Raw genomic sequence first — 16,505 nt, forward strand, 5'->3', positions numbered from 1 at the left:
AGTCGAGCGGCATCTCGACTTCGCTCGTTGCCAACGGCTAGGTGGTGCCCGTGACCTACGACGCCATCATCATCGGAGCCGGCCACAACGGCCTCGTCTGCAGCTATTATCTCGCGAAGCGCGGCCTCAAGGTCGCCATCCTCGAGGCGCTGCCCAATGTCGGCGGGGCGGCCGTCACCGATGAATTCCTGCCGGGCTTCAAGAACAGCGCGGCCAGCTACACCGTCAGCTTGCTCCAGCCCAAGGTCATTCGCGACCTCGAGCTCGAGCGCCACGGCCTCAAGGTCGTCCTGCGCAAGATCGACAATTTCCTCCCTTGCGACGGCGACTATCTCCTCGGCGGGCGCGGCGGGCTGACCCGCTCCGAGATCGTCCGCCATCACGCCGGCGACGGCGAGGGCTACGACCGCTACATGGCCGAGCTCGAGACCGTGGTCCCGCTGATCCAGAAGTGGATCCTCAAGACCCCGCCAGAATCCGGCGCCGGCCTGTCGGGCCTTCCCACCATGCTTCGCCTCGGCCGCGACCTTGTCGGCCTCTCGACCGAGCAGGTCCGAACGGTCCACGAATATGCGACCAAGTCGGCCGGCGACATCCTTGACCGCCATTTCCGCGGCGACCTCGCCAAGGCTTTGTTCGGCTTCGACGGCGTGGTCGGCAACTTCGCTTCGCCCTATACGCCGGGCACCGCCTACGTCCTCCTCCACCACCTGTTCGGCGAAGCGGCTGGCGTTCCGGGCGCCTGGGGCCATGCCATCGGCGGCATGGGGGCGATCACCCAGGCTATGGCCCGCGCCGCGCGCGAGGCCGGGGTCGACATCGTCCTCAACAGCCCGGCCGAGGAAATCATCGTCGAGCGCGGCCGCGCGGTCGGCGTCGTGTCGGGCGGCAAGGCCTGGCGCGCCGGAACCGTCGTCGCGGGGGTCAATCCGCGCCTGCTCTTCCAGCGCCTCCTACCCAAGGGCGCGGTCAGCGACAGTGTCGACCGCCACATGTCCCACTGGTCGTGCGAGAGCGCGACCTTCCGGATGAACGTCGCGCTGAGCGAACTGCCGAGCTTCACCGTCAAGCCGGGCAAGGGCGACCATCTTACCGCCGGCATCATCATGGCGCCCAGCCTCGACTACATGGACCGCGCCTATACCGACGCCAAGCAGGCGGGCTGGTCGAAGCAGCCGATCATCGAAATGCTGATCCCGACCACGCTCGACAAGTCGCTCGCCCCCAAGGGCAAGCATGTCGCAAGCCTGTTCTGCCAGCATTTCCGCTACGAGCTTCCCGGCGGGAAGAGCTGGGACAAGGTCCGCGACAAGGTCGCCGACCACGTCATCGCCACCGTCGACGCGCACGCGCCCGGCTTCGCCGCCAGCGTGATCGGCCGCCAGATCCACTCGCCGCTCGACCTCGAGCGCCGCTTCGGGCTGATCGGCGGCGACATCTTCCACGGCAAGATGGGGCTCGACCAGCTGTTCAGCGCGCGGCCGATGATCGGCGCCGCCGACTATCGCATGCCCTTGCCCGGCCTCTATCTTTGCGGCTCGGGCGCGCATCCCGGCGGCGGGGTCACGGGCGCGCCGGGGCACAATGCCGCCCAGGCCGTGCTCGCCGACCGCCGTCCGTGGAAGCGGAGGGCATGAAGCCGCTCGAGGGGATCCGCGTCCTCGATCTTTCCCGCGTCCTCGCCGGCCCCTGGTGCACCCAGCTCCTCGCCGACCTCGGCGCCGACGTCATCAAGATCGAGCGGCCCGGCGTCGGCGACGACACCCGCCATTGGGGACCGCCCTGGCATGGTGAAGGGGACAGCAAGGTCGCCGCTTATTTCCTTGCCTGCAATCGCGGCAAGCGCAGCGCCGCGATCGACCTCGCCAGCCCGGACGGCGCTGCGCAGGTCCGCGCCATCGCCGACACGAGCGACGTCGTGGTCGAGAATTTCAAGGTCGGCGCACTTGCCAAATACGGTCTCGACGCCGCTTCCCTGCGCGCCCGCAACCCGCGCCTCGTCTATGCCAGCATCACCGGCTTCGGCCAGGATGGACCGCGCGCCGGCCAGGCCGGCTACGACTTCATGATCCAGGGCCAGGCGGGCCTCATGAGCATCACCGGCCTCCCCGACGAGGTCGAGAATGGCGGCCCGTTGCGCGCCGGCGTGGCGGTCGTCGACCTCTTCACCGGCATGTATACCGCGAGCGCGATCCTCGCCGCGCTGGTCCGTCGGGCCGCGAGCGGGGAGGGGGCGACCATCGACAGCGCGCTGTTCGACTGCGGCCTCGCGCTCCTCGCCAACCAGGCGTCCAACTATCTCGTCAGCGGCGCAAGCCCGCCGCGGCAGGGCAATACGCACCCCAATCTCGTGCCCTACCAGCCCTTCGCCTGCGCCGACAAAGCCCTGATCATCGCCGTCGGCAACGACCGCCAGTTCGCCGCGCTCGCCGCGCTCCTCGGCAAGCCCGACTGGGCAACCGACCCCCGCTTCGCCACCAATGCCGAGCGGATCGCCCACCGGTCCGAGCTCGTCGCCGCGATCGAGGCGATCACCCGCACTCGCCCCGCCGCCGACTGGTACGAGGCCTGCGAGCGCGCCGGCATCCCCGCGGGCCCGATCAACAGCATCGCGCAGGCGCTCGCCGACCCGCAGGCCACGCATCGCGCCATGCTCCGCGAGATGGAGAATTTTCGCCTGCTGTGTGGCCCCGTCCGCCTCGACGGCGAACGGATGGATTCGACCCGCCCCCCGCCCCGCCTCGGGCAGCACACCGCGGAAATATTGGCGGAACTCGGCGCTTCCTGAAGCCTTCTCTTGATCTAACCCCAGGATCAGGAGCTCACCACCCATGCGCACCCGCCAGCTCGGCAGCAGCGACCTTCACGTCTCCGAGATCGCGTTGGGCTCGTGGCTGACCTATGGCGTCGGGGTCGAGGCCGATGCCGCCCGCCGCTGCCTCGACGCCGCCTTCGACGCCGGGATCAATTTCATCGACACCGCCAACGTCTACGGCGGCGGCGCGGCCGAGCGCTTCCTCGGCGAGGCGCTCGCCGACCGGCCGCGTGACAGCTATGTCCTTGCGACCAAGCTCTTCTTCCCGATGTCCGATACCGACAAGGGGCTGTCGCGCGCGCAGGTCCTGAAGCAAATCGACGCCTCGCTGAGCCGCCTCAAGACGACCCACGTCGATCTCTACCAGTGCCACCGCTACGACTGGGACACCCCGCTCGAGGAGACGATGCAGGCACTGACCGAGGTCGTCCAGGCGGGCAAGACGCGCTACATCGGCTTCTCCGAATGGCCGGCCGACCGGATCAAGGCGGCGATCGAAATGGCGGGGGTCGAGAAGTTCGTCTCGAGCCAGCCGCAATATTCGCTCCTCCACCGCGATCCCGAGGACGAGGTCATTCCGCTCTGTGCCGCGAACGGGATCAGTCAGATCGTCTGGTCGCCGCTCGGGCAGGGGGTCCTGACCGGCAAGTACAAGCCGGGCGAGGCGCCGCCCGAGGGCAGCCGCGCCAAGAGCGACGAGATGGGCGGCTACATCAAGGGGCTCATGACCCCTGCGAACCTTCAGGCGGTCCAGGAATTGAAGCCGCTCGCCGAGGAAGCCGGCCTCAGCCTTACCCAGTTCGCGCTCGCCTGGGTCCTACGCGAACCCAATGTCGCCTCGGCGATCATCGGCGCCAGCCGGCCCGAGCAGGTCCACGAAAATGCCGCCGCCTCGGGCGCCAAGGTCGACCCGGCGCTGTTCGCCAAGGCCGAGGAGATTATCGCGAAGGCGCGGGGCTGACCGCCCGCGGCGCTTCCGCATGCGGGGGCGGGGGTGGGCACAGATACGACCACATTCCGCGCGGCTCTCGCACATAATCGAGGCCGGTCTTCGGATATTCGTCGGGCCCGGGATGATGCGCGGTCCCGAACAGCGTGTCGAGGAACGAGAAGTAGAAGGCGAAATTGCGGTTCCAGTGCCGCTCTTCGATCGAATGATGGACACGGTGGAACGCCGGCTCGACGAACAGCCACTTGAACGGTCCGAACCGCAGCCGCGTGTTGGCATGCGCCAGCTGCCCGACCACGCCGACCATCGCAGCCATGATCGCCACTTGTGGCTCGCTCACCGCGAACAGCAGGTTCACCGGAACCGTGAGGAGCGGGATGCGGAGGAAATTCTCCGACAGGTGATGATAGGAATTGAAGAAATTCAGTTCTTCGATCGAGTGGTGGACCGAATGCAGGCGCCACAGGAACGGCACTTTGTGCTGCAGCCGGTGAAAGCCATAATAGCCGACGTCGTAGACGAGAATGCCGGCCAGCGGCGCCACCGTATATCCGGCTGCGACGATCAGCGGGTTCGGCGAATGGATCGTCTGCGCGAGATCGATGCTGAAGAGCGGTCGCAGGTCGCCCAGGCGCATCAGCCATTGGGTAAGCTCGCTGGCCACGACCGCAGCCGTGAGTGACAGGAGCGAAAAGAACAGGCCGCGCACCCGCGACCGCATCGATTGGGGTTCGGCCGCGAATTTCAGCTCGATGATCGTGAGGAGCAGGCCCCACATGACGAAGGTCGCGAAGACGCCAACGACATTGCCAAAGACTTCCGGACGCACGCGACAGGCCCTCGAACACGGGATGAGCGCGCTCTTTCTGTCATCGTCGGGCTAAGGTTTCGTTACCTCCGCTCCGTCGTCGGCCTGCCCATATTTGCTCTCGATGAAGCGACCCTGCGTCTCGAAGGCGTCCATGTCGCGCTTGGCCAGGCGCTCGCTCACTTCGCCCAGCGCGACGCGGCTGGCCTGCAGACTCTCGACGAGGCGCTGGTCGACGGTCTTGCCCTCGGCATCGACTTCCCTGCGGAAGGCGGGAGGCACATTGGCATAGCGGTCGATCAGGCCGGGCAGGTGGACGCTCATCAGCCGCCGCGCGTCCTGCGCATCGGGATCGAGCGTGTCGGTCCGCTCGAGCGTCTGCTTCAGCGTGCCGAGCTCGGCGGTGATCGCGTCGATCACCGTCTGCGCCGGTGCGGGGAGAGCCCGACGGCTGCGGTAGAGATAGGAATCGAAGCGCTGGACCATTTCGCCGTTGGGAACGTCCTTCGGCACGGTCGGAAGCGCGGTCTCCTCGCGGCTCCCCCAGAAAAACAGCAGGCCGGCGATCGCCACCGCCAGCATGACCGCGCCGAGGAAGCCGAACAGGCCGATCGGCGTGACCAGCCCGATCAGGATCACGGCGATGCTGCTGATCAGCAGCGCGAACACCGCATTGCGGGTCGCGCGGCCGTAGCGGCGGAGCGACCGCTGCCGCTCGCGCCGGGCCTGCATGGCGACCGGCCCCTCGCGCTCGTCGATCACCGTCATGACCCGGTCGAACCGGGCCAGCGCCTTGCTGACCTTCTCGTCGGTCTCGCTCACTTCACGTCGAGCGGCGTGAAGGCCGGGGCCGCTTCCAGCTTGGCCTGGTTGGCGCCTTCGGCCCGGGCGATGTAGCCGCGGCTCTTCTCGACCTCGTTGCCGAGCGTGGTCACCGTCTGCTTCATGTTCTCGAGCGCTTTCAGCTTGAAGCTGTCGATCGAGTCCATCGTGTCGTAGATGTTCTGGAAGGCGCGCTGCAGCGTCTCCAGCGGAATGGTCGAGCTCGCCGCCTGCTCGTGGATCGCGGCCGATTGCGTCTTCAGCAGCGTGCCCGTCGAATCGATCATGTTGGCGGTCGTCGCGTTGAGCGCCGTCACCTGCTCGAGCACCAGCTTCTGGTTGGTCAGCGCCTGCGCGACCGTCACCGCGGTCCTGAGCGCCGCAACGGTGGTGGTCGAGGCCCGGTCGACGCCCTTCACCAGTTCGACATTGTTCTTCTTGACGATGTCGAGCGCGAGATAGCCCTGCACCGTCACCGCCATCTGGGTGAGGAGATCGGTGGTCCGCTGGCGGGTATAGAAAAGCGCGGTCTCGCGGATCGCCTTGGCCTTGGCCGGTTCGGTCGCGTCGAGCTCGTTGGCCTTCTCCTCGAGCTTGGCGTCGAGCGTCTTGGAGATGTGCACCATCTGCTCGAGCTTGTGCATCGTCTTCCACAGGTTCGACCGCTCGGTGTCGATCGCGGCATTGTCCATCAGCAACTCGTCCTTGCCGCTCTGCAGCCGGGCGAGGATCGCGCTGATGTGGGTCTGCGCGCTCTGATACTGGCGGAAATAGCCCTTGATCGACTTGCCGAAGGGGATGATCCCGAACAGCTTGCGGCCGGGCGAGAGCGCGCCATTGCGCTTGGGATCGAGCTCCTCGACCGTGGTCCGCAGCTGGGTCAGGTCGGCGCCGATCCCGGTGTCGCTGTCGATCGCCTTGACCGGCCGGTCGAGGAAGCGGTTGGACGCGCCGGCCGCCTCGGCGATCTCCTTGCGGCCCATCGCGGTCAGCTGGTCGACCTTCTTGCCGAAGTCGGGGCTGTTGCTGTCGAGCGCGACCAGCTCGTCGACGAAGCCGTCGACCTTCTGCTCGAGCTGAGAGCGCTCGGCGTCCTTCAGTGGCACCAGCCCGGCGGCTTCCTGCGGGACGACCGCCTGCAACGCGTCGGGCGGATCGAGCTTCAGCTTGGTCGCGGTCCCGGTCACGGTCTCGGTTGCACTGGTCGCCATCATTCTCCCCTTCTCGAGGCCAGCATGGCGAGGGTGCCTGCCCGGCGCAAGAAGCTCGGGTGTTTTATAGGAATAGCACAGCGCGGCTTCAACCCGCGCTTGAGGTCAACGCTTCGTTAACCGTGCTTCCAAGCATTTCGCTCACCTTACCGGCGCTAGGGAAGGCCCCATGTTTCATCTCGCGAGGCGTTCCATGCTGCGATTGCTTAAGAAGCTCCGGCGCAACGAGCGCGGAAACGTGCTCATCCTGACCGCGGCCGCAATGCCCTTGCTGATCGGGTCGGCGGGGCTAGCGGTCGATACCATCCAGTGGACCCTGTGGAAGCGCCAGCTCCAGCGCGCGGCCGACTCGGCGGCGATCGCCGGGGTCTACCAGCGCGTCCAGGGCGCCGACCTCACCGGCGTCCAGTCGGCGGTGACCCGCGACCTCAGCTTCAACCAGAACACCGGGATCGCGCTGGTCAGCGGCTATCCCACCGTGGACATTTCCGCCGACACCAGCGCATCGACCACCCAGGAAGTGCAGGTGACGCTCGGGATCCAGAAGGCGCTGACCTTCAGCTCGATCTTCATGGCCCAGGCCCCGATCATCGTCGCCAGCGCGCGAGCCGCGAGCGTCCCGGGTACCGACGAATATTGCCTTGTCAGCCTCGAGAACAACGCCGGCAATACCGGGATCACCTTCACCGGCAACAGCGGCGTCGAGATGGATTGCAGCGCGATCAGCAATTCGCCCTCGTCCAACTCGGCCGTGGCGCGCGGCAGCAGCATGTTCAAGGCACCGTCGGTGGCGGCGGTCGGGGGCATCCAGCGCTCGGCCAACTTCCAGGTCGATCGCTACGAGCCCTATGTGCCCGCACTTGCGGACCCTTATGCCAACGTCAGTCCGAGTCAGGCCGACCTCAACAGCAAATGCCCGGCCGGGAACAGCGGCAATGGCAATGGCAATGGCAACGGCAACAATAGCAATACCGCGCTCGACGAGAACACGTCCATTCCCACCGGCCAGACGGTGTTCTGCTACAACAGCCTCAGCGTCGGCGCCAACCGGACGCTGACGCTTCCCTCGGGGACCTATTACATCAATGGCGGCGATGCCTTCATCCAGGGCAATCTCAGCTGCACCGCCTGCACGATCGTCCTGACCAACAAGGATTCGTCGGCGACGGCGTCGATCGGCCAGTTCAAGGTCAACGCCAGCAGCAACATCAACATCTCGCCCCCGACGGGCGGGTGCACGCTGGGCACGGCGGGCTGCTTCAAGGGCATCAGCATCTACCAGGATCGCCGGGCCGTCGACAGCAACCAGACCAACAAGATCAACGGCAACAGCGCCTCGCGAATCCTCGGCTCGGTCTATTTCCCCAAGCAGGAGATCGACTACAACGGGACCGGGACCAGCGACTTCATCTGCACCCGTCTCATCGGGCGCCGGGTGACCTTCAGCGGCAACAGCGGCATCACCAACAAGTTCAAGGCCGATTGCGGCGGCTCGGGGATCGACGCGATCATCGGCGGCCGCCGCGTGAGGCTCATCGCATGATCAGGCTGTTTCAGAGGCTTCGCTCCGACGAGCGCGGAGCGGCGGTGATCGAGCTCGCTCTCGCCGCGCCGATCCTCGCGACGCTCGTCATCGGCATCGTCGACATCTCCAACGCCTATTCGCGCAAGCTCAGCCTCGAGCAGGCGGCGCAGCGCGCGATGGAGAAGATCATGCAGACGACCGACGACGACACGGTTGACACCACGGTGACGAAGGACATCGAGGACGCGGCGGGGATCCCGGCGGCCAGCATCACGATGACCACCAAGCTCTTCTGCACCAGCCGCTCGACCGGCGTGGTGACCCAGAAGTCGAATTTCACCGACGACTGCAACGGCGCGACCGAGTGGGAATCGCGCTACATCGAGATCACCGCGGTGGACGAGTTCCAGCCGATGTTCCCGATCAAGTTCGGCGCCAATGCCAACGGCAAATACCCGATCCGGGTCAAGGTGGGGATGCGCACGCAATGACCAGCCCGAGCGCCCTCCGCCGGCTGCTGCGCGACGAGCGCGGCGCGACCGTGGTCGAATTCGCCTTCGCCTTTCCGGCGCTGATCGTCCTCATCTATGCCATCGCCCAGCTCGGCATGGTCTATCGTGCGATGAGCGGTATCCAGCACGCGCTCGGTGAAGGCGCTCGCGTGGCCACGGTGTGGAAGCAGCCAGCCGTCACCAATGCCCAGATCAAGGCCGAGATGGACGCCACGGTCTATGGCATCGGGCCAGGCACCTTCAACGTCGAGACGCCCAAGGCGGGCGTGACCAGCACCGGGATCAAGTTCCTGCTGCTCAAGGTCACCTATACCCAGCCGACGAGCCTGCTGCTCTTCCCCGGGCCGACCGTCTCGGTCTCCCGCGAGAAGCGTGTTTACCTCGCCGAGCAGGGCGGTGCGGCGCCTTGCACCGTCAGCGGAACGGCGACCTTCTGTATCGCCAGCTAGGCCTTGGCCGCGCGGGCGGCGAAGAAGGCCATGATCTGCTGTTTGACCTCGTCCGAGGTCAGCCGCTCGGAGAAATGGCCATTTTCCCAGTCCATCCGCTCGAGCACCTCGTCGTGCTTGGTCCCGCGCAGCAGCCGCTGCGTCAGCCGTAGCGCCTGGGGCGGCCGCGACAGCAGGGTCGCGACGACCTTGCCCAGCGCCTCGTCGAGGCCGCCCGCCGGCGCGCGGTGGGTGACGAGCCCGAAGCGCTCGGCCTCCTCGACCCCGAACGGCTCGCCCAGCAGCAGATATTTGGCTGCGAGCTGACGCCCGGCCAGCCGCGGCAGGATCAGCGAACTCGCCGCTTCGGGCACCAGCCCAAGCTCGGTGAAGGGCATCTTGAAGCGCGTGCCTTCCTCGGCGACGACGAGGTCGCAGTGGAACAGCATGGTCGTACCGATGCCCACCGCATTGCCGTGCACCGCGGCGATGATCGGGACCTGGTTGGTCGCCAGCGCCCTGAGCAGCCGCCACACCGGAATGTCGGTCTGCCCGTCCTGCGGCAGCTCGTTCGTGAAGTCGGCGAGGTCGTTGCCGCCGGTGAAGTCGACGCCCTCGCCCTCGAGCGTGATGACCCGGATCCCCTCGTCGTCCTGCGCCTGCCCAATCGCGTCGGCGAGGGCGGCATACATGGCGACCGTGATCGCGTTGCGGCGTTCGGGCCGGTTCAGCAGCAGGCGGAGGTGAGCGCCCTTGCGCTCGATGCGGACGTGCTCGGTCATAGACCCATCTGTGCCTTGCCGCTAAGCGACACGCAACCGCAGCCTCCAGACCAGGACCCGTCTCATGAAGTTCTTCGCCGACACCGCCGACCTCGCCGACATCCGCGAGCTCATGGACACCGGCCTGCTCGACGGTGTGACCACCAATCCGAGCCTCGTCCGCAAGGCGGGCGGCGACTTCATCGAGACCGTCCGCGAGATCGCCGCCATCTGCCCCGGCCCGGTCTCGGCCGAGGTCGTCGCGCTCGACCATGAGGGCATGATGCGCGAGGCCGAGGTCCTCCGGAAGATCGCCGACAACATCGCCATCAAGGTCCCGTTGACGCTCGACGGGCTCAAGACCTGCAAGGCGCTGACCAGCGATGGCACGATGGTCAACGTCACCCTCTGCTTCTCGGCCAACCAGGCGCTGCTCGCGGCCAAGGCCGGCGCGACCTTCATCTCGCCCTTCGTCGGCCGCCACGACGATGTCGGCTATCCCGGCATGGAGCTGATCGCCGACATCCGCATCATCTACGACAATTACGACTTCGGGACCGAGATCCTGGTCGCGAGCGTGCGCAACCCGATCCACGTCCACGAGAGCGCCAAGCTCGGCGCCGACGTGATGACCGCACCGCCCGCCGTCATCAAGCAGCTGTTCAACCATCCGCTGACCGACAAGGGCATCGCCGCCTTCCTCAAGGACTGGGAAGCGACCGGCCAGAAGATCGGCTGAGCGCAAGGCCACTGGACGTTAACCCTTGTCGGCATAGAATCGCCGGCATGGGACAGCTCCTCTCCTTCGAGGATCATGCGCTGGCGCGGCTTCGTGCCCGTGCCGAGGCGGCCGAAGAGGCGCGCGAGGATTTGCTCGCTTTCGCCCGCGGCCAGACGGGCGCAGTCGCCGCGATCCATCTCGCCGTGCTCGCCGCCCTCGACGCGACCGACTTCGACCACCTGCTCCACGTCGTGGTGCAGGAGTGGCCGCTGATCCTCGGGCTCGACGCGGTTGCGCTCGGCCTGATCGTCGGGGACCGCGGCTTCCGGGTCGACAGCTCGGGCGTCCAGCATTGCGAGGCGGCACTGCTACGCCAGTGGATGGACCAGCCCGAGCCGGTTGAGCTTCGTACCGTGAGCCGCGGCCACGCCCTGTTCGGCCCGGCGTGCGACCTGATCGGCGCCGAAGCTCTGGTGCGGCTTCCGGACGCCGTTCCCGAGGCGCTGCTGTTGCTCGGCCAGCGCGGCAGCCAGCCGCTCGACGGCCGCCACGGCTCGGAATTGCTGCTGTTCCTCGGCGCTGCGCTGGCGTCTATACTGCGCCGGTGGACGCTCAACCCCTGACCGACGCGCGGGCGCTCGCCGCCCGCTTCGACCAGTCGCTTCGCCTCGAGCGCCGCCGCAGCGTCCACACCGCGCGCGCCTATGTCGCGACCGCGCATCGCCTGCTCGATTTCCTCGGCGGCTATTGGGGCGAGCTTGCGACGCCCGAGCGCCTGCTTGCGCTGCAGCCGGTCGACCTCCGTGCCTTCCTCGCCCACCGCAGGGGCGAGGGGCTGGGGCCGAGCGCGGCCGCGCGCGAGATGTCGGCGGCCCGTGCCTTCCTCCGCTTCGTCGCCGAGCAGCAGGGCGTGCCCGCCCAGCTTCCTCGCGTCCAGGCGCCCAAAAGGCCGCGCACCTTGCCGCGCCCCGCTTCGCCCGCCGACGCGCTGGCGCTCGCCGACGAGACCGGCGCGCTTGCCCGCCAGCCGTGGATCGCGGCCCGCGACACGGCCCTGCTCCTCCTCCTCTACGGATCGGGCCTGCGAATCTCCGAAGCGCTCGGCCTGCCCGCGCGAACCCACCCGCTCGGCGCGACCATCCGGGTCACGGGGAAGCGCGGCAAGACGCGGGTCGTCCCCGTCCTGCCGATGGTCGCCGCGGCGGTCGCCGACTATGTCCGGCTGTGTCCATGGCCGCTGGCGGGGGAGGGGCCCCTGTTCCTCGGCGCCAAGGGCGGCCCGCTCAGCGCCGACGTGGTTCGCCGGGCAGTCGCCTTGGCCCGCCGGTCGCTCGGCCTCAACGATCGCCTGACCCCGCATGCGCTGCGCCACAGCTTCGCCACCCACCTGCTCGCCGGCGGTGCCGACCTGCGCACGCTGCAGGAGCTGCTCGGCCACGCGAGCCTCTCCTCGACCCAAGTCTATACCGCGGTCGACGCGGCGCATCTTCTCGACGTCTACCGGCACGCCCATCCGCGCGCCTGAGGAAGCTCAATTGGCCGGGCGGTAGCGGATCACGCGCCAGAGATAGCCGAGGACCATCGTCGCCAGGATCGCGTTGCTGACCGGGCCGATCCAGTCGTCCACCTCGTTGAAGCGCTCGCGCAGCGTGTAGCCCGCATAAGCGAGCGCCGCGGTCCAGCCGGCGGTCCCGATCGTCGACGCGATGACGAACGTCTTGAACCGCATCTTGAGGAGTCCCGCCGGGACCGACACCAGGCTCCGCACCGTCGGCAGCATCCGGCCGAGGAAGACGAAGAAGGTGCCGTTCGCGCGGAACCAGCGCTCGGCGCGCTGCACCTCGTCCCAGTCCATGGTCAGCCAGCGGCCATAGCGGTCGATAAAGGGCTTCAACCGGATGATCCCGAGCGCGCGCGCGGCCAGATACCAGACGATGTTGCCGAGCATCGCGCCGGCGGTGCCCGAGGCAATCGCCCAGCCGAGGCTCATCTGGCCCTTGGCGGCGGCGACCCCCGAGACCGACATGATCACTTCCGACGGGATCGGCGGGAAGATCGTCTCGAGGAACATGAGGAAACCGACGCCGAGATAGCCCGACTGCTCGATCATCCGGACGACCCAGTCACCCACGCGCCGCAACCTTCGCTTCGATCGCGTCCCAGATCAGGCCCGCGCTGTTGATGCCTTCGAACCGGTCGAGCGCGACGAGTCCGGTCGGCGAGGTCACGTTGATCTCGGTCAGCATTCCGCCGATGACGTCGATCCCGACGAACAGCAGGCCGCGGCGTCGCAGCTCGGGGCCAAGCGCCGCGCAGATCGCGCGCTCGCGCTCGCTGAGCTCGGTCTTGTGCGCCGACCCGCCCGCCGCGAGGTTGGAACGGATCTCGCCCTTGCCTGGTACGCGGTTGATCGCCCCGATGGGCTCGCCATCGACGAGGATGATGCGCTTGTCGCCCGCGCTCACCGCCGGCAGGAAGGCCTGGGCGATGAACGGCTCGCGCCAAGTCTCGCTAAACAGTTCGGCCAGCGCCCTGAGGTTGCCCCCGTCGCGCGCGATCCGGAACACCGCCGCGCCGGCATTGCCGTGAAGCGGCTTCAGCACGATCTCCCCATGCTTGGCGTGGAAGGCGGTCAGTTCCTCCATGCTTCGCGTGATCAGCGTCGGCGGCATATACTCGGCAAAGTCGAGCACGAACATCTTCTCGGGCGCGCTGCGGACGTTGGCGGGGTCGTTCACCACCAGCGTCTTGCCCTCGAGCCGCTCGAGCAGGTGGGCCGCGGTGATGTAGGCGATGTCGAACGGCGGATCCTGCCGCATCAGCACGACGTCGGCTTCGTCGGCGAGGTCGAGCGCGATTTTCTCGCCGGCGGTGAAATGATCGCCCTCGACCCGCTGCACCGTCACCGGCCGTGCCGCCGCCCGCAACCGGCCGTCCTCGTACGTGAGTTCGTCGGCGAGATAATGGAACAGCCGATGCCCGCGCGCCTGGGCCTCGACCATCAGCGCGAAGGTCGAATCGCCGGCAATCGATATGGATTCGAGCGGGTCCATCTGGACCGCGACAGTGAGGGTCATGAAGGCTCCCGGGGCAGGCTGGAGGCTCCCTTAGTCGCGCCCCGGGCCGCTGTCATCCGTGCCAGACGTCGACGAGGTGGCGGGGAAGGCGGCCGGGAACGATGTAGATGACGTCGATCCGTACCGTGTCGGCATCGCCCTGGAAGCGCGGAAGGAGGACGGCGGCGGCATCGGCGACGCGCCGCAGACGGTTGCGGTCGAGCGACCAGTCCGCCGCCTCGTCGGTCGCGCGCGCCTTGACCTCGACGAAGGCGAGGACCTTGCCGCGCCGGGCGACGAGGTCGACTTCGCCGACCTTGGTCTTCACGCGGGTCCCGAGGATCGACCAGCCCTTGCAGCGCAGATACCAGCCGGCGAGCTGCTCGGCCTTTCGGCCCCGCTCTTCGGCGAGGGCCCGGTCAGCGCGCGACGGGGGTCTCCGGCTTGGGGCAGCGCAGGTAGAGCGTCGCCTTGCCGTTCGTACCGATCTCGCGGAAGCGATCGTCGGACAGGCGGACGATGCGGGCGATCTCCTCGGGCCCCTCGATGACGCCCTCGTCACCGCCGCCCTCGGCCGCGCTGTCGTCGAAGCTGATCTTCTGGCGGTGGACCCGGTCACCGACCAGCTTCCAGCGCCCGGCGAGCTCGCCGCTGACGAGATGCCCGTCGGACTGGTAGAAGACCGCGGTCCAGTCCGCACACCCCTCCATCTGCGCGCCTTTCTTGGCGTCGCTGACCCAAAGGCCGCTAAGCCAGTCGGCTGTCGGCCGGGCGGCAAGGGTCGTGGCGGGGCGCCGCGCGGCGACGGGGGCGCGGGGACGGGGGGCCGGCTGGGCGGCGAGCATCAAGGCGGTAAGAAGGATCATCTGGCGAGCTGTAACGCTCGATCGTAGACGAGTTTCCGTTTGATCCCAAACTGCTGCGAGACTGTTGCAGCGGCGCGACTCGGGCTCTCCCCACTCGCCAGCAGGTCGCGCAGGGCCTGGTCGAGCTGGTCCTCGCTCGGCGGCGGGGCGGCGGCGGGCGGTCCGACCACCACCACGATCTCCCCCTTGGGCGAGGAATCGCGGTACCGCTCGGCGAGGTCGGCGAGCGTGCCCGTGACGCATTGCTCGTGCAGCTTGGTCAGTTCACGCGCCACCGCCGCCTCGCGCGGGCCCAGCACCGCCGCAAGGCTGGCGAGGCTGGCTCCCAGCCGCGGCCCGCTCTCGTAGAAGACGAGGCTCGCGCGCACGCCCGCAATCTCCGCCAGCGCGTCGGCCCGCGCCTTTTCCTTGGGCGGAAGGAAGCCGATGAACAGGAAACGGTCGGTCGGAAGTCCCGCCAGAGTCAGCGCGGCGACGGCCGCGCAGGGGCCGGGGATGGTGAAGATCTCGTGCCCTGCCGCGCGCGCGTCTCGGACCAGCTTGTAGCCGGGGTCGCTGATCAGCGGCGTCCCCGCATCGCTCACCAGCGCGATCGCCTCGGTGCCCAGCCGCGCCACCACGCCCGCGCGGTCGGCCTCGTCACTATGGTCGTTGTAGGTCCGCATCGGCACCGATGCCCCGGCATGGGCGAGCAGCCGTGCGCTCACCCTCTTGTCCTCGGCCAGCACCAGGCTGGCGCCCGCCAGCACCCGCGCGGCGCGCGGCGACAGGTCGCCCAGATTGCCGATCGGGGTCGCGACGATATACAGACCAGGGGGAAGCGTTTCGTTCATGGGAAGCAACAACGTCATGGCATCCTCGCCTCTCCCTGCACAAGGCCGCCGTGCCTTCCTGTTCTCCGTCGTCGCCGCGAGCCTGCTCGCCGGCTGCGCCACCGGGCCCTCGACACGGCCGGGGCAGGAGGCGCGGGTCAACCGGGTGGCGGTCCTCGTGCCGCTGAGCGGGCCCGATGCCGCGGTCGGCCGGGCGATCGGCAATGCCGCGCGCCTTGCCCAGTTCGATTCGAAGAGCACCGCCTTCGAAATGACCCTGTTCGACACCGACCAAGGCGGAGCGGCCGCGGCCGCCCAGCGCGCGATTGCGGGCGGCAACGACCTCATCCTGGGTCCGCTTCGCGCCGAGGATGTCCGCACGGTCACCCCGGTCGCGCAGCGCACGCGGGTTCCGGTGATCGCCTTCAGCAACGACGTCAGCGTCGCCGCGCCCGGCACCTACGTCCTGGGCTTCACACCGACCCAGGCGGTCGAGCGGGTGGTCGCGCAGGCCGCGGCCGCGGGGGCAAAGCGCTTCGCGGCGATTGCGCCGGCCTCGACCTATGGCCAGCGTTCGGTCCAGGCGCTCCAGGTCGCGGCACAGCGCGTCGGCGGGCAGGTGACGGGGATCGAAACCTATGACCGGCCCGAAAATGCCCGCGCCGCCGCGCGGCGACTGGCCGCCAGGCCCTATGATGCGGTGCTCGTCGCCGACAACGGCCGGGTCGCCGCGCTCGCCGCCCCGAGCCTGCGCGCCGGTGCCCGGATCCTCGGGACCGAATTGTGGGCCGGGTCCGAACTTGGCGGAACAGCCCGCCTGCGCGGCGCCTGGTATGCCGCGCCGACGCAAGGCCGCTGGACCCAGTTCGTCCAGCGTTATCGCGCGCGCTACGCAGGGCAAACCCCGCCGCGCATCGCCAGCCTCGGCTATGACGCCGTGCTGTTGAGCGTCCGAGCCGCGCGCAACTGGGCGCCGGGCCGACGCTTCCCACTGGGCGCGATCGACGATGCCGAGGGCTTTGACGGGGTCGACGGCATCTTCCGCTTCCGCTCGGACAATGTCGCCCAGCGTGCCTTCGAGGTTCGCCAGGTGACCGCCACCGGGACCGCGATCGTCTCGCCCGCCCCGACGAAGTTCTGAGCCTTTCGTCCCGGCGCAAAAAGTCTCTAGCCAAGGGCGCAGCGACGAGTCATCCTCCTGTCACAATGACTTGGGGGG

19 protein-coding genes are annotated in these 16,505 nt (G+C 68.2%); 10 read left to right on the forward strand and 9 right to left on the reverse strand.

Going from position 1 to position 16,505, the window contains the following annotated elements:
* Positions 1-44: 44 nt before the first annotated feature.
* Genes BS69_RS0101380 through BS69_RS0101390 form a run of 3 tightly spaced genes read left to right on the forward strand, consistent with a single transcriptional unit; the run spans position 45 to position 3,776 of the window.
* The gene (locus BS69_RS0101380) at positions 45-1,637 is read left to right on the forward strand and encodes a phytoene desaturase family protein (RefSeq protein ID WP_211248095.1); all 1,593 of its coding nucleotides are present in this window, start codon (positions 45-47) and stop codon (positions 1,635-1,637) included.
* Positions 1,634-2,788, forward strand: coding sequence for a CaiB/BaiF CoA transferase family protein (locus BS69_RS0101385; protein ID WP_037504525.1), 1,155 nt, complete (start codon positions 1,634-1,636; stop codon positions 2,786-2,788). Before BS69_RS0101380 ends, BS69_RS0101385 begins: the two co-directional genes overlap by 4 nt.
* 43 nt (positions 2,789-2,831) lie before the next feature.
* Complete coding sequence (locus BS69_RS0101390) at positions 2,832-3,776, forward strand: aldo/keto reductase family protein (RefSeq protein WP_029940203.1); 945 nt, start codon at positions 2,832-2,834, stop codon at positions 3,774-3,776.
* Here the strand turns inward: BS69_RS0101390 and BS69_RS0101395 are convergent.
* From BS69_RS0101395 to BS69_RS0101405, 3 genes are read right to left on the reverse strand one after another with little or no spacing between them, the layout of a single operon-like run.
* A complete protein-coding gene (locus tag BS69_RS0101395; RefSeq protein ID WP_051676432.1) occupies positions 3,754-4,593 on the reverse strand; it encodes a sterol desaturase family protein in 840 nt (279 codons plus the stop codon). The genes BS69_RS0101390 and BS69_RS0101395 overlap by 23 nt on opposite strands.
* A 51-nt stretch (positions 4,594-4,644) precedes the next feature.
* Positions 4,645-5,394 (reverse strand): hypothetical protein, encoded by a 750-nt coding sequence (locus BS69_RS0101400; RefSeq protein WP_029940205.1) that lies wholly within the window; start codon positions 5,392-5,394, stop codon positions 4,645-4,647.
* Positions 5,391-6,605 (reverse strand): toxic anion resistance protein, encoded by a 1,215-nt coding sequence (locus tag BS69_RS0101405; RefSeq protein WP_029940206.1) that lies wholly within the window; start codon positions 6,603-6,605, stop codon positions 5,391-5,393. The genes BS69_RS0101400 and BS69_RS0101405 overlap by 4 nt, the downstream gene beginning before the upstream one ends.
* Positions 6,606-6,798: 193 nt before the next feature.
* On the opposite strand from BS69_RS0101405, the gene BS69_RS0101410 reads away from it, so the two are divergent.
* From BS69_RS0101410 to BS69_RS13465, 3 genes are read left to right on the forward strand one after another with little or no spacing between them, the layout of a single operon-like run.
* Positions 6,799-8,148, forward strand: coding sequence for a pilus assembly protein TadG-related protein (locus BS69_RS0101410; protein WP_169738039.1), 1,350 nt, complete (start codon positions 6,799-6,801; stop codon positions 8,146-8,148).
* Positions 8,145-8,621: a TadE/TadG family type IV pilus assembly protein gene (locus BS69_RS12990; protein WP_037504305.1), complete on the forward strand. Its 477-nt coding sequence runs from the start codon at positions 8,145-8,147 to the stop codon at positions 8,619-8,621. Before BS69_RS0101410 ends, BS69_RS12990 begins: the two co-directional genes overlap by 4 nt.
* Entirely contained in the window at positions 8,618-9,091 is a 474-nt protein-coding gene (locus tag BS69_RS13465) for a TadE/TadG family type IV pilus assembly protein (protein ID WP_029940208.1), read from the forward strand. The genes BS69_RS12990 and BS69_RS13465 overlap by 4 nt, the downstream gene beginning before the upstream one ends.
* On the opposite strand, the gene BS69_RS0101425 is transcribed toward BS69_RS13465, so the two are convergent.
* Complete coding sequence (locus BS69_RS0101425) at positions 9,088-9,852, reverse strand: enoyl-CoA hydratase-related protein (protein WP_029940209.1); 765 nt, start codon at positions 9,850-9,852, stop codon at positions 9,088-9,090. The two genes, BS69_RS13465 and BS69_RS0101425, sit on opposite strands and share 4 nt — an antisense overlap.
* Positions 9,853-9,916: 64 nt before the next feature.
* Between BS69_RS0101425 and fsa the strand changes: the two genes are divergently transcribed.
* Genes fsa through BS69_RS0101440 form a run of 3 tightly spaced genes read left to right on the forward strand, consistent with a single transcriptional unit; the run spans position 9,917 to position 12,077 of the window.
* A complete protein-coding gene (gene fsa, locus BS69_RS0101430) occupies positions 9,917-10,570 on the forward strand; it encodes a fructose-6-phosphate aldolase (RefSeq protein ID WP_029940210.1) in 654 nt (217 codons plus the stop codon).
* 47 nt (positions 10,571-10,617) lie between these two features.
* Entirely contained in the window at positions 10,618-11,175 is a 558-nt protein-coding gene (locus tag BS69_RS14455) for a DUF484 family protein (RefSeq protein ID WP_029940211.1), read from the forward strand.
* The gene (locus tag BS69_RS0101440; protein ID WP_245605081.1) at positions 11,157-12,077 is read left to right on the forward strand and encodes a tyrosine recombinase XerC; all 921 of its coding nucleotides are present in this window, start codon (positions 11,157-11,159) and stop codon (positions 12,075-12,077) included. The genes BS69_RS14455 and BS69_RS0101440 overlap by 19 nt, the downstream gene beginning before the upstream one ends.
* Before the next feature lie 6 nt (positions 12,078-12,083).
* Here BS69_RS0101440 and BS69_RS0101445 read toward each other — a convergent pair whose 3' ends face one another.
* The 5 genes from BS69_RS0101445 to rsmI are packed head-to-tail and all read right to left on the reverse strand — an operon-like array spanning position 12,084 to position 15,307.
* Entirely contained in the window at positions 12,084-12,683 is a 600-nt protein-coding gene (locus BS69_RS0101445; protein WP_029940213.1) for a DedA family protein, read from the reverse strand.
* Positions 12,676-13,629: a glutathione synthase gene (gene gshB / locus BS69_RS0101450; RefSeq protein WP_029940214.1), complete on the reverse strand. Its 954-nt coding sequence runs from the start codon at positions 13,627-13,629 to the stop codon at positions 12,676-12,678. The genes BS69_RS0101445 and gshB overlap by 8 nt, the downstream gene beginning before the upstream one ends.
* Positions 13,630-13,681: 52 nt before the next feature.
* A complete protein-coding gene (locus tag BS69_RS0101455) occupies positions 13,682-14,110 on the reverse strand; it encodes a YraN family protein (RefSeq protein ID WP_084184491.1) in 429 nt (142 codons plus the stop codon).
* On the reverse strand, positions 14,028-14,474 hold the full coding sequence (locus BS69_RS0101460; RefSeq protein ID WP_029940216.1) for a hypothetical protein: 447 nt from the start codon (positions 14,472-14,474) through the stop codon (positions 14,028-14,030). Before BS69_RS0101460 ends, BS69_RS0101455 begins: the two co-directional genes overlap by 83 nt.
* Positions 14,471-15,307: a 16S rRNA (cytidine(1402)-2'-O)-methyltransferase gene (gene rsmI, locus BS69_RS0101465; RefSeq protein ID WP_029940217.1), complete on the reverse strand. Its 837-nt coding sequence runs from the start codon at positions 15,305-15,307 to the stop codon at positions 14,471-14,473. Before rsmI ends, BS69_RS0101460 begins: the two co-directional genes overlap by 4 nt.
* A 16-nt stretch (positions 15,308-15,323) precedes the next feature.
* Between rsmI and BS69_RS0101470 the strand changes: the two genes are divergently transcribed.
* A complete protein-coding gene (locus BS69_RS0101470; protein WP_084184493.1) occupies positions 15,324-16,427 on the forward strand; it encodes a penicillin-binding protein activator in 1,104 nt (367 codons plus the stop codon).
* Positions 16,428-16,505: the final 78 nt, after the last annotated feature.

The organism is Sphingomonas astaxanthinifaciens DSM 22298, assembly GCF_000711715.1.
Lineage (GTDB): Bacteria > Pseudomonadota > Alphaproteobacteria > Sphingomonadales > Sphingomonadaceae > Sphingomicrobium > Sphingomicrobium astaxanthinifaciens_A.